Genomic DNA, 11,809 nt, shown 5'->3' with positions numbered 1-11,809 from the left:
TCAAAGGGCGTTAATGCCTCATATATTGAAGGGGTGAATATATTTTTATCATTCATGTCAAATATAAATATTTATCAACAGAAAACGACGGGATATTATCAGCAGCCTTATTAATTTCTTTGATCTAAGCAGGGAGTTAACGCATGAAGCGTTCGATCGCGATGATAATTGAGAATAAAAAAAACCAATAAAAAAGCCACCTCATGATGAGGTGGCTACTGCAGGTCATGTCTTCTTTCTTTTATTATGCGGTTTTGGTGCGAATCAGGTAGTCAAACGAACTCAGCGACGCCTTCGCCCCTTCGCCCGTGGCGATGATGATCTGTTTGTACGGCACGGTGGTGCAGTCGCCTGCCGCAAACACGCCCTTCACGCTGGTTTCGCATTTTGCGTCGATGATGATTTCGCCCATGCGGTTGCGCTCAATCGCGCCTTCCAGCCAGGTGGTGTTCGGCAGCAGACCAATCTGGACGAAAACCCCCGAAAGCTGAACGCTGTGCACGTCGCCGCTCACGCGGTCGCGGTATTCCAGGCCGGTCACCCTGCTGCCGTCGCCCTTCACTTCCGTGGTCTGCGCGTTCAGGATGATGTCGACGTTTTTCAGGCTGCGAACCTTATCCTGCAGAACCTGGTCGGCCTTCATCTCTGGCGCGAACTCCAGAAGGGTAACGTGTTCAACGATCCCCGCCAGGTCGATAGCCGCTTCCACGCCGGAGTTACCGCCGCCGATCACCGCCACGCGTTTCCCTTTGAACAGCGGGCCGTCGCAGTGCGGGCAGTAGGTTACGCCTTTGGTACGGTATTGATCTTCACCCGGGACGTTCATGTTGCGCCATTTCGCGCCGGTGGCAATGATAATGCTGCGCGCTTTCAGCACCGCGCCGGACGCGGTTTCAATCTGGTGTAAACCGCCTTCCACGGCTGCCGGCACCAGCCTGCTGGCGCTCTGGCTGTCGATCACGTCCACGTCATAGTCGCTGACGTGCGCCTTCAGCGCCCCCGCCAGCTTCTGGCCTTCGGTCTTCGGCACGGAGATGTAGTTCTCAATGTCCACGGTATCGAGCACCTGACCACCGAAGCGTTCGCCCATCAGGCCGGTACGAATGCCTTTACGCGCGGAGTACACCGCTGCCGCCGCACCCGCAGGGCCGGAACCGACGATCAGCACGTCGTAGGCATCGCGTTTGTTCAGCGCTTCCGCGGCACGTTTTTCGGCACCGGTATCCACTTTGCCTACAATTTCGGTCAGCGTCATGCGGCCCTGGCCAAACTCCTGACCGTTCAGATAGACCGCCGGAACGCCCATCACGTTTCGATCGGTGATCTCATTCTGGAAGGTACCGCCGTCAATCGCCGTGTGCTTGATGCGCGGGTTGAGTACCGACATCAGGTTCAGCGCCTGCACCACGTCCGGGCAGTTGTGGCAGGAGAGCGAGTAATAGGTTTCAAACTCGAAATCTCCGTCGATATCGCGGATCTGCTCCAGCAGCGCCTGCGCTTCTTTAGACGGGTGACCACCGGTCCACAGCAGCGCCAGCACCAGCGAGGTAAATTCATGCCCCAGCGGAGAGCCGGCAAAGCGCGGTCCCTGGTCGGAGCCTGGGTTGGTAATCAGGAAAGAGGGCTTACGAACCGGCAGCGCGTTATCTTCTTTGAAGGTCACTTTCGGCGACAGTTCGGCGATCTCCGCCAGCAGTTCCTTGATCTCTGCCGATTTGGCGCTGTCGTCCAGCGTGGCAATCAGCTCAACGGGTTTGGTCAGTTTCTCAAGGTAGGCCTTGAGCTGGGTTTTCATGTTTGTGTCGAGCATTGTTCTTCCCTCTCTTAAGACGTCATCATGCAAGCTGCCTTGTGCGGGCGGCCTGAATGCAACTTGCATCATGGTGCTGGAATGAAATGGGCGCGGGGTGCGCCCATGAATTGCCGGGTGGCACGTCGTTTACCCGGCCTACGGTTTTTGTAGGCCTGCGCCAGCGCCGCGCCGCCAGGCTTTACAGGCTTAGATCTTGCCGACCAGGTCCAGAGATGGAGCCAGCGTTGCTTCGCCTTCTTTCCATTTCGCCGGGCACACTTCGCCTGGGTGAGAAGCCACGTACTGAGCGGCCTTCACTTTACGCAGCAGGTCAGACGCATCACGGCCGATACCTTCAGCGGTAACCTCGATAGCCTGGATAATGCCCTGCGGGTCAACAACGAAGGTCGCGCGGTCAGCCAGGCCTTCATCTTCACGCATGTTGTCGAAGTTACGGGTCAGGGCGCCAGTCGGGTCACCGATCATCGCGTATTTGATTTTTGCGATGGTTTCAGAGCTGCCGTGCCATGCTTTGTGGGTGAAGTGGGTATCGGTAGACACAGAGTAAACGTCCACGCCCAGCTTCTGCAGTTCGTCGTAATGGTCCGCCACGTCGCCCAGTTCAGTCGGGCAAACGAAGGTGAAGTCAGCCGGGTAGAAGAAGAAGACGCTCCAGCGACTTTCGGTATCTTTCTCGGTAACTTCGATGAACTCACCGTTTTTGAATGCCTGGTTTTTGAAAGGTTTAATTTTGGTGTTAATCAAAGACATCTGTACTTCCTCCGTGTTTTCGTTGAGGTGTAAGGTAACCAACTTTATCCATCGGGGCTAATGCGTATGCTTTATCAAATCAATCAGCCAAACCTTACAACGCCAACAAGACAACGTGGTGAACTGAATTAATGGAAGGCCCAAACGTAAAAAGGCCGCCCTGGTGGGCGGCCCTGATACCTGAACTTTCCACAGGAACTTTCAGTGCCAGCCTGGGCTGGCGTTGCGTTGCGCTCTACTTACCTTTATATCAAGGCGGTAACAGCCCCCTGATTACAGCACCCGGAATGACACAGGGCAATGGACGTAAGCGGTAATCTTATCTATGATTGCGATAGGTTTTACCAAACGGTGCAGGTCGCGTGGTCGCCATCGAGATCGGTGTAAAAAATAAAAATTTGTGATAATTCCCTGTCGATATATAAATCAGAACATTTATATTCAATTTTATTTTCTTTTTCCAAGATAAAAATATCTTAACTACTCTTTAAGTTCTATTTCATTAATCTATTTTCGTGATATATTAAGTCGGTTTTCAATAAAAATTAAGTTAGTTAACTATCATGGATGGTAAATGGTTAACTTAGTTCTATAGTTATCAATGATGTGATAACGAACCGCAGCACACTCAGGATGAAACATGGCAAACCTCTACGACCTCAAAAAATTCGATCTCAACCTGCTGGTCATTTTCGAATGTATCTACCAGCATCTGAGCATCAGCAAGGCAGCAGAAACGCTCTATATTACCCCGTCGGCAGTGAGCCAATCGCTGCAGCGGCTGCGCAACCAGCTCAGCGATCCTCTCTTTATCCGTTCGGGAAAAGGCATTACCCCCACGACGGTGGGTGTCAATCTTCACCATCATCTTGAGCAAAACCTCAATCAGCTTGAGCAGACTATTAACATCATGAATGCGTCTACGCTTAAGAAGAATTTTGTGATTTACAGCCCGCAGATCCTGACGACGCAAAACCTGCTTTCTCCGCTTACGCTATTAATGAGCAATCATAATTATGAAATAGAGCTTCACAATATGCTGCTGAGCGCGGATTCTGCAGAAGATCTGCTGGCGTACCGCAAAGCGGATCTTATCTTCTCAATGGCGCCAATTAACAACCGTTCAATGATTTGTGTTCCTTATGCATCCTTTAAGGTCATTTTAATATGCAGCGAGGATCATCCGCGTATCAAAGACGTTGTTACAATGGAGGATCTCCAGGAAGAGAAATTTACGTTATTCATGAGTGATGAACCCGGCATCAAGAACTACCACGCCCAGTCTGCGGAAGTGCATGCCGAAAAAAATGTTATTTTCCGTTGTGATTCAGCGTCTACCATTCTGGCCATGATTAGCGCCTCCGATTTAATCGGATACGTGCCAGAAGTATTATATGAAAAATACAAAGACGTACTGCGGTTCAAGAAAGTAAATGTCACGTTCACGCCTCCTCCGCTGGATGTATTTATGATTTATAACCGTTCAGCGCTCAACAATACGGTTTTCTCAACGTTTATTGAACAAATCACTCAAAAATAAACTTCAGGGTTGTGACTATCACAACCCTTTACTTTTCGTTAAAACATAAGCCGTATTTATAGATAACAAAATCATTTCTCTTTTTCATTTACCTGCGTTTTTTTTCCACTACTATTATTCTCTCTCCATTATTGACACCCCAAAAGGTATTTATATCCAGGGAGGCGTTTGGCTATGTCAATGTATAAGTATCCGCTTAATCAAAATGTCCTTGAGGCCGCGATAGAGCGCATTACATGGACGCTTGAGAATCTACCCAGAGTTTGTGTTTCATTTTCAGGCGGGAAGGATTCAACCGTTATGCTGCATTTGACGGCCCAACAGGCCCGAAAAATGGGAAAGAAAATCTCTCTGCTCTTTATCGACTGGGAAGTACAGTTCACTTATACCATTCAGCATATAAATAACATGGTGGCGGAATACGCCGATGTGATTGAGCAATGCTGGTGGGTTGCGCTACCGCTCACCACGCAAAATGGCCTTACGCAATTTAACCCCGAATGGCAGTGCTGGGAGCCAGGTAAACAATGGGTGCGCCAGCCGCCCGCAGGGGCCATTACCGATCCTGATGACTTCGATTTCTACCAGCCTGGCATGACGTTTGAAGCCTTTGTCCGCGCGTTTTCAGACTGGTTTGCCGCAAACCGCCCGGCGGCAATGATGGTCGGCATTCGCGCCGATGAATCCTACAATCGTTTTTTGTCTATCGCTAACGCGCGTAAGCGGCGCTTTGCCGATGACAAACCCTGGACCAGCGCCTCCCCGGGCGGCCACGCCTGGTATATCTATCCCCTTTACGACTGGAAGACCGCCGACATCTGGACATGGTTCGCTAAAACGGGCGGATGCTACAACCCTCTTTACGATCTGATGTTCCAGGCAGGCGTTCCACCACGCTACATGCGCATTTGTGAGCCGTTTGGCCCGGAACAGCGCCAGGGACTGTGGCTTTATCATATTGTTGAGCCCGAACGCTGGGCGGCGATGTGCGAGCGGGTAAGCGGCGTGCACAGCGGAGGGATCTATGCAGGTCAGGACAATCACTTTTATGGCCACCGTAAAATCCTTAAACCCGACGCGCTCAGCTGGCGCGAATACGCCATGCTGCTTCTCGACAGCATGCCGCAAACGACGGCAGAGCATTACCGCAATAAAATTGCAGTGTACCTGCACTGGTATCAAAAGAGAGGCATGGATGATATCCCCGACGCCCAGGAGGCCGACATCGGGACAAAAGATATTCCGTCCTGGCGACGGGTGTGCAAGGTATTACTCAACAATGACTACTGGTGTCGTGCCCTTTCATTCAGTCCTAACAAACCAAAGCACTATCAACGTTACAGCGAACGGATAAAGTCAAAACGTAAGGAATGGGGGATCTTATGCAACAACGATTGATTAAAGAAATGGAGCGCTATCTTCAGTCTCTTCCCGAAGAAAATCGCATTGAAGCCATCAATGCCTTTCGCCAGGCCATCCATGAAAACAGCCCTTTTCGCGAGCAGCCCGTCGACTGCGTGCTGTGGATAAAGCAGGATGAGATTACCGCAAATGATTATAACCCCAATAACGTCGCGCCGCCGGAAAAGCGGCTGCTCTGTAAATCACTTGAGATAGATGGCTTCACGCAGCCCATCGTGGTGACGGAGAACGATGCCCGGCATTATGAAATCGTCGACGGCTTTCATCGTCACGAGATTGGTTCACACCGGGCGGTACTAAAGCGCCAGCTGAAAGGTTACCTGCCGGTGACCTGCCTGCGCAAAGCGCGGCAGAAAAAGCTCGACCGGATGGCGGCAACCATCCGCCATAACCGGGCGAGAGGCCGACACCAGATTAACGCGATGTCCGATATCGTCCGCGAACTGGCTCAGCTTGGCTGGAATGACGAGAAAATCGGCAAAGAACTGGGTATGGACCGCGACGAGGTCCTTCGACTCAAGCAGATCAGCGGTCTGCTGGAACTCTTTGCAGACCGTCGTTACTCCGAAGCCTGGACGGTAAAATAATCAGAGCGCGCTAAGGCGCTCCGCCGCCGCCAGCAGCGTCGATTCCTGTTTCGCAAAGCAGAGACGAATCAGCTTATGCGGGAAGGGATCGGCGCAAAAAACAGAGAGCGGAATTGCCGCAACGCCCACCTCTTCGGTTAGCCACTGGCAGAAGCTGACGTCATCCAGATCGGAAATGGCGCTGTAGTCCGCCAGCAGAAAGTAGGTCCCTTCCGAAGGCAAAAGCTCCAGACGGCTTTGGCTCAGCGCGGACACAAACAGATCCCGGCGATGGCGATAGAAATGCGGCAGCTCGCGGTAATGCTGAGGTTCTGCACGCAGCATATCCGCCAGCGCCAGCTGAGCCGGTGTGTTCACGGCAAAGGTCAGGTACTGATGCACCTTGCGCAGCTCAGCGCTAATGGCCGCCGGAGCCACGCAGTACCCTACCTTCCAGCCGGTCATATGGTAGGTCTTACCAAACGAAGAGACGGCGATAGCGCGCTCGCGAAGCTGGGGATGGGCCAGCACGCTGGCGTGCCCTTCCTCAGCAAAGCAAATGTGCTCGTAGACTTCATCGCTCAGGACGTAAATTTCCCGTTCGGCAATCGCCTGCCACAGCGCGGCAAAATCGGCTTTTTGCCACACCGTCGCGGACGGGTTATGCGGCGTATTCAGAATCACCAGGCGGGTTTTATCACTCAGCAGCGCGGCAAACGCCTGCCAGTCCGGGCGGAAATGCGGCGGCCGTAACGCCACGCGCTTCACCACGCCGCCGGAGAGTTCAACCGCAGGCGCATAGCTGTCGTAGCTCGGGTCAAAGCAGATGACTTCATCGCCCGCACGCACCAGCGCGGTGATGGCCGCATACAGCGCTTCGGTCGCCCCTGCCGTCACCGTGATGTCGCTGTTCGCATCGGGCTTATGGCCATACAGCTCCGCCGTTTTGTCCGCAATGGCTTCCCGCAGCGCCTGCACGCCCGTCATCGGCGCATACTGATTCGCTCCCTGCGCCACGTGGTAAGCCAGACGCGCCTGCAGATACGCCGGGCCGTCGAAATCCGGGAACCCCTGAGACAGGTTAATGGCGTTGTGCTGCTGCGCCAGGGCGCTCATCTGCGTAAAGATGGTGGTCCCGAGATTGGGAAGTTTACTCTGCGGAATCAAAGCGTTATTGCTCATTATGTTGTGCCTGCTTGTAATACTTATGTTGCTGACACTATAACACGATGTTAGTCTTTAGCAATCAAGACGCTTAGACGTCTATACCCTAAATAATTCGAGTTGCAGGAAGGCGGCAAGGGAACGAATCCCCGGGAGCGTACATAAGTACGTGACTGGGGTGAGTGAGTGCAGCCAACGCACCTGCAACTTGAAGTATGACGGGTATAAACAATATGAATATTCCTGGCCGAGAGGGTAAAAGGAAATGACAGACAACCTGCAACTCACACAACTTGTTGATGCCTGCCGCTGGATTGGCGCCAAAGGCTGGGCACCCGCCACCGGCGGCAACATGTCGCTACGTCAGGACGAACATCTGTGCTGGCTCAGCGAATCGGGTAAAGACAAAGGTCGCCTCACGACCGATGACTTTCTGCAGGTGGAAATCGCCACCAACCGCGCGCCGTCCGGTCGTAAACCGTCGGCGGAAACCGGCCTGCACACGCTGATTTATCGCCTGTTCCCGGAAGCCAACGCCGTCCTGCACGTTCATACGGTTAACGCCACGGTGCTGTCCCGCCTGGTCAAAGAAGCCGAGCTCAACATCAGCGGCTTTGAGATGCAAAAATCGCTTACCGGACAGACCACGCATCGGGATACCGTATCCATCCCGGTGTTTGATAACGACCAGGATATCGACGCCCTCGCCTCGCGAATCGCCCATTACGCGCAGGAACGCCCGCTTAATTATGGTTTTCTTCTGCGCGGTCATGGCTTAACCTGCTGGGGACGCGATGTGGCCGAAGCCCGCCGTCATCTGGAAGGACTGGAATTCCTGTTTGAATGTGAAATGCGTTTACGCCAACTGGAGAGAGTATGATTCGCGCGATTGTGACGGATATTGAAGGGACCACCAGCGATATTCGTTTTGTCCATGATGTTTTGTTCCCCTACGCGCGTGAGCGGCTGGCGGCCTTCGTGACCGCGCAGCAGTACGCCGAGCCGGTGAAATCCATTCTGGACAACCTGCGTGATGAAATCGACAACCCGCACGCCAGCGTAGGCGAGCTAATCGACGCCCTGTTTGCCTTTATGGATGAAGACCGCAAGTCCACGGCGCTCAAAGCGCTGCAGGGGATCATCTGGCACGACGGCTACGTCAACGGCGACTTTACCGGCCACCTCTACCCGGACGTGCTGCCCGCGCTGGAAAAATGGAAAGCGCAAGGGATTGATCTCTATGTTTATTCCTCTGGCTCCGTCGCCGCGCAGAAACTGTTATTTGGCTACAGCGACGAAGGTGATATTACTCATCTGTTCAGCGGCTATTTTGATACCCACATCGGCGCCAAGCGCGAGGTGCAGTCTTATCAAAACATTGCGGCGCAAACGGGCATCGCCCCGTCGCAGATCCTGTTCCTGTCCGATATTCATCAGGAGCTGGACGCGGCTGAACGGGCAGGTTTTCGTACCCTGCAGCTGATTCGCGGTGATGATGACGGCGCAAGCCACCACCATCAGGTCCACCAGTTTGACGAGATTAATCCGGAGCAGATCCCTTCATGAGCGCATTGACCGTTTATTCCGACAAAGACGCCAGCCAGCCGCTGTGGCACAGCACCGACGCCGCCGAGATTGCCCAACGGCTCAACGCTAAGGGCGTGCGCTTCGAACGCTGGGCGGCTGACCGTGATTTAGGACACGATCCAGCTCCCGACGCGGTGATCGACGCCTATCAGCACGCGATCGACAGGCTGGTGGCAGAGAAAGGCTATCAGAGCTGGGACGTGATCAGCCTGCGCGCCGACAACCCGCAGAAAGAGGCGCTGCGCGCGAAGTTCCTGAACGAACACACCCACGGCGAAGACGAAGTGCGCTTTTTCGTCGAAGGCGCGGGCTTGTTCTGCCTGCACATTGGCGATGAGGTATATCAGGTCTTGTGCGAGAAAAACGACCTGATCTCCGTGCCCGCGGGCACGCCGCACTGGTTTGATATGGGCTCAGAGCCGAACTTTACCGCCATTCGTATTTTCGATAACCCGGAAGGCTGGGTGGCGCAATTTACCGGTGACGCCATTGCGGATGCGTATCCGCGCCTGGCCTGATCTTTTCTCCCTCTCCCTGTGGGTGTACAGTCCGGGGACATAGTGAACACTTGTTCGGGGACATGGTAGACACTTACAACTAAGGCATAAGAACCCGTTTATGGAGTCGCTTATGCCGTGGGATGCGAGAGATACCATGTCATTACGTACCGAGTTTGTTTTGTTCGCCTCGCAGGACGGGGCGAACATCCGTTCCCTCTGCCGCCGCTACGGCATTTCACCTGCTACCGGCTACAAGTGGCTTCAGCGCTGGGCTGTCGAGGGCGAACCCGGCCTGCAGGACCGCCCCCGCACGCCGCATCATTCCCCCAACCGCTCGTCTGACGACGTCACCGCCCTGCTGCGCATGGCCCATGACCGTCATGAACGCTGGGGCGCCCGCAAGATTAAGCGCTGGCTGGAAGACCAGGGACACCGTATGCCTGCCTTCAGCACTGTCCATAACCTGATGGCCCGTCACGGCCTGCTGCCCGGCACGGCTCCGGGTATTCCGGCCACCGGACGGTTCGAACATGACGCCCCGAACCGGCTCTGGCAGATGGATTTTAAGGGGCACTTCCCCTTTGGCGGCGGCCGCTGCCATCCGCTCACCCTGCTCGACGACCACTCCCGTTTTTCCCTGTGCCTCACACACTGTACCGATGAACGGCGTGAGACCGTGCAGCAACAGCTGGTCAGCGTCTTTGAACGCTACGGCCTGCCGGACCGGATGACGATGGATAACGGCTCACCGTGGGGCGACACAACCGGCATCTGGACGGCGCTGGAGCTGTGGCTGATGCGTCTGGGTATTAAGGTGGGTCACTCCCGGCCATATCATCCGCAGACGCAGGGCAAGCTGGAGCGTTTTCACCGCAGCCTGAAGGCGGAAGTGCTGCAGGGGAAATGGTTCGCGGACAGCGGCGAGCTGCAGCGTGCCTTTGACCACTGGCGGACGGTCTATAACCTTGAACGCCCGCACGAGGCGCTGGATATGGCGGTCCCGGCCTCACGCTATCAGCCGTCTGCGCGGCAGTACAGCGGCAGCGTGACGCCCCCGGAATACGATGAAGGTGTGCTGGTCAGGAAAGTGGATATCAGCGGGAAGCTGAGCTTACAGGGAGCCAGTCTGAATGCAGGAAAGGCGTTCAGGGGAGAACGGGTGGGGCTGAAGGAGACGCAGGAGGATGGCTGCTATGAAGTGTGGTGGTACAGCACGAAAGTGGGGGTGATCGACCTGAAGAAAAAGTCGATCACCATGGGTAAAGGATGTTAAAAAGTGTTCACCATGTCCCCGAACACCTGTCTACCATGTCCCCGGACCGTACATGTGGGAGAGGGTCGGGGTGAGCAGCTGTGTTTAAAGTCAACAGCTGACGACTAAGCTGCCGCCCATTTTTTATTGTCCCGCACCATCGCATTCAGGATTGTTACCAGCTTTCTGACGCAGGCTGTCATCGCCACTTTAAAGGCTTTTCCCTTGCTTCTCAGTTTCTCAAAAAAAGCCTGTATGGTTGGGTTATAACGCACCGCTGACATTGCCGCCATGTACAGCGCTGCACGCACCGCACTTCGTCCTCCCCAGATACATCGTTTTCCTTTCATCTTTCCGCTGTCATGGGCATAAGGACACACGCCTACCAGTGCGCTGATTTTACGTCTGTTAAGTTGTCCCAGCTCCGGCAGCATCGACAGCAGAACCGCCAGCGTTGTCCGTCCTATACCCTTGACTTCTTCCAGCAGCTTCACTTTCTCCTGCCATAGCGGCATCACTTTTATCTGCTGGTCGATGTCGTCATCCGTGTCCTTTATCTCTGCGTTAAGCCAGTCAATATGCCGTTTGATACCCATCCGGATAAGCTCATCAGTGCAGGAGCCGTAGCGGTTCTGCTCCATGGTTCTGTTGTCCACCAACTGGCGGCGGCGGGATACCATCATGGCGAGACGCTGCGTCTGTTCGTCCGGAGCGGGTCTGATATCCGGTGTCATCCTGCGGCCAAACTCGCAGATGATGCGGGCATCGTTCGGGTCTGTCTTGAACAGCGTCCCGAGAGCGCGGGCGAAGTGTTTGACCTGAGCAGGATTAACGACGGCGACAGGCAGCCCGGCAAGTTCAAGCGTGGCAGCAAGCAGGTTGTGGTAGCGCCCCGTGGCTTCCATCACGATGCGTGTAACGGTACGGGATGAAAGGGCGTCGAGGAGTAGCTGATGGCCCTGAGGGGTATTATCCAGATGAAGAAAAATCCCGTCAGGACTGATAAATACATCAAAGGTCTCTTTGGCGATATCGATGCCAACGTTGGTATGTTCAGTCATGTTCGAGTCTCCCGGCCTTGTAATATACGGGCTGGCACAGGCCGCCCAGGCAGCTGTTCGGGTTAACAGGAAAACTGATGCCACGCCATGAGCTCACCCGCGGGCTTGGAAACCCAGAGGGCTAACGGGCTGTGGCATCAGGTCAAACTCAGTG

11 protein-coding genes are annotated in these 11,809 nt (G+C 54.4%); 7 read left to right on the top strand and 4 right to left on the bottom strand.

Going from position 1 to position 11,809, the window contains the following annotated elements; all coding sequences use genetic code 11:
• Positions 1-244 precede the first annotated feature (244 nt).
• Both ahpF and ahpC read right to left on the bottom strand, forming a co-directional pair.
• Positions 245-1,810 carry an alkyl hydroperoxide reductase subunit F gene (gene ahpF, locus FY206_RS07250; protein WP_032638817.1) on the bottom strand — a complete coding sequence of 522 codons (1,566 nt, stop codon included), beginning with the start codon at positions 1,808-1,810 and terminating at the stop codon, positions 245-247.
• Positions 1,811-1,999: 189 nt separating this feature from the next.
• The gene (gene ahpC / locus FY206_RS07245) at positions 2,000-2,563 is read right to left on the bottom strand and encodes an alkyl hydroperoxide reductase subunit C (protein WP_077064524.1); all 564 of its coding nucleotides are present in this window, start codon (positions 2,561-2,563) and stop codon (positions 2,000-2,002) included.
• Between the two features lie 640 nt (positions 2,564-3,203).
• Here ahpC and citR point away from each other — a divergent pair.
• From citR to FY206_RS07230, 3 genes are all read left to right on the top strand, one after another.
• On the top strand, positions 3,204-4,103 hold the full coding sequence (citR, locus tag FY206_RS07240; RefSeq protein WP_032638813.1) for a DNA-binding transcriptional repressor CitR: 900 nt from the start codon (positions 3,204-3,206) through the stop codon (positions 4,101-4,103).
• 174 nt (positions 4,104-4,277) lie between these two features.
• On the top strand, positions 4,278-5,501 hold the full coding sequence (locus FY206_RS07235; RefSeq protein WP_032638811.1) for a phosphoadenosine phosphosulfate reductase: 1,224 nt from the start codon (positions 4,278-4,280) through the stop codon (positions 5,499-5,501).
• Complete coding sequence (locus FY206_RS07230) at positions 5,486-6,112, top strand: IbrB-like domain-containing protein (RefSeq protein WP_032638809.1); 627 nt, start codon at positions 5,486-5,488, stop codon at positions 6,110-6,112. The genes FY206_RS07235 and FY206_RS07230 overlap by 16 nt, the downstream gene beginning before the upstream one ends.
• Here FY206_RS07230 and FY206_RS07225 read toward each other — a convergent pair whose 3' ends face one another.
• Complete coding sequence (locus FY206_RS07225) at positions 6,113-7,273, bottom strand: pyridoxal phosphate-dependent aminotransferase (RefSeq protein ID WP_032638807.1); 1,161 nt, start codon at positions 7,271-7,273, stop codon at positions 6,113-6,115. It abuts the gene before it with no gap.
• A gap of 247 nt (positions 7,274-7,520) precedes the next feature.
• Here FY206_RS07225 and FY206_RS07220 point away from each other — a divergent pair, with 247 nt between their 5' ends.
• From FY206_RS07220 to FY206_RS07205, 4 genes are all read left to right on the top strand, one after another.
• Positions 7,521-8,135, top strand: a complete 615-nt coding sequence (locus tag FY206_RS07220; protein WP_032638805.1) for a methylthioribulose 1-phosphate dehydratase — start codon at positions 7,521-7,523, stop codon at positions 8,133-8,135.
• The gene (mtnC, locus tag FY206_RS07215; protein WP_032638804.1) at positions 8,132-8,821 is read left to right on the top strand and encodes an acireductone synthase; all 690 of its coding nucleotides are present in this window, start codon (positions 8,132-8,134) and stop codon (positions 8,819-8,821) included. The genes FY206_RS07220 and mtnC overlap by 4 nt, the downstream gene beginning before the upstream one ends.
• Positions 8,818-9,360: a 1,2-dihydroxy-3-keto-5-methylthiopentene dioxygenase gene (locus FY206_RS07210; protein WP_032638802.1), complete on the top strand. Its 543-nt coding sequence runs from the start codon at positions 8,818-8,820 to the stop codon at positions 9,358-9,360. Before mtnC ends, FY206_RS07210 begins: the two co-directional genes overlap by 4 nt.
• A 112-nt stretch (positions 9,361-9,472) precedes the next feature.
• Complete coding sequence (locus FY206_RS07205; protein WP_423751906.1) at positions 9,473-10,615, top strand: IS481 family transposase; 1,143 nt, start codon at positions 9,473-9,475, stop codon at positions 10,613-10,615.
• 104 nt (positions 10,616-10,719) lie between these two features.
• Here the strand turns inward: FY206_RS07205 and FY206_RS07200 are convergent, their stop codons facing one another.
• On the bottom strand, positions 10,720-11,655 hold the full coding sequence (locus tag FY206_RS07200) for an IS110 family RNA-guided transposase (RefSeq protein ID WP_032638800.1): 936 nt from the start codon (positions 11,653-11,655) through the stop codon (positions 10,720-10,722).
• Positions 11,656-11,809 lie beyond the last annotated feature (154 nt).

This window comes from Enterobacter chengduensis (assembly GCF_001984825.2).
Taxonomy (GTDB): Bacteria; Pseudomonadota; Gammaproteobacteria; order Enterobacterales; family Enterobacteriaceae; genus Enterobacter; species Enterobacter chengduensis.
Note: the sequence above shows the minus strand (reverse complement) of the source record. Positions and strands in the feature narration are given on the sequence as shown.

Bases quoted from the DNA above. Each gene is read 5' to 3' on its own strand.
- ahpF (WP_032638817.1), bottom strand. From the start codon at position 1,810: ATGCTCGACACAAACATGAAAACCCAGCTCAAGGCCTACCTTGAGAAA.
- ahpC (WP_077064524.1), bottom strand. From the start codon at position 2,563: ATGTCTTTGATTAACACCAAAATTAAACCTTTCAAAAACCAGGCATTC.
- citR (WP_032638813.1), top strand. From the start codon at position 3,204: ATGGCAAACCTCTACGACCTCAAAAAATTCGATCTCAACCTGCTGGTC.
- FY206_RS07235 (WP_032638811.1), top strand. From the start codon at position 4,278: ATGTCAATGTATAAGTATCCGCTTAATCAAAATGTCCTTGAGGCCGCG.
- FY206_RS07230 (WP_032638809.1), top strand. From the start codon at position 5,486: ATGCAACAACGATTGATTAAAGAAATGGAGCGCTATCTTCAGTCTCTT.
- FY206_RS07225 (WP_032638807.1), bottom strand. From the start codon at position 7,273: ATGAGCAATAACGCTTTGATTCCGCAGAGTAAACTTCCCAATCTCGGG.
- FY206_RS07220 (WP_032638805.1), top strand. From the start codon at position 7,521: ATGACAGACAACCTGCAACTCACACAACTTGTTGATGCCTGCCGCTGG.
- mtnC (WP_032638804.1), top strand. From the start codon at position 8,132: ATGATTCGCGCGATTGTGACGGATATTGAAGGGACCACCAGCGATATT.
- FY206_RS07210 (WP_032638802.1), top strand. From the start codon at position 8,818: ATGAGCGCATTGACCGTTTATTCCGACAAAGACGCCAGCCAGCCGCTG.
- FY206_RS07205 (WP_423751906.1), top strand. From the start codon at position 9,473: ATGCCGTGGGATGCGAGAGATACCATGTCATTACGTACCGAGTTTGTT.
- FY206_RS07200 (WP_032638800.1), bottom strand. From the start codon at position 11,655: ATGACTGAACATACCAACGTTGGCATCGATATCGCCAAAGAGACCTTT.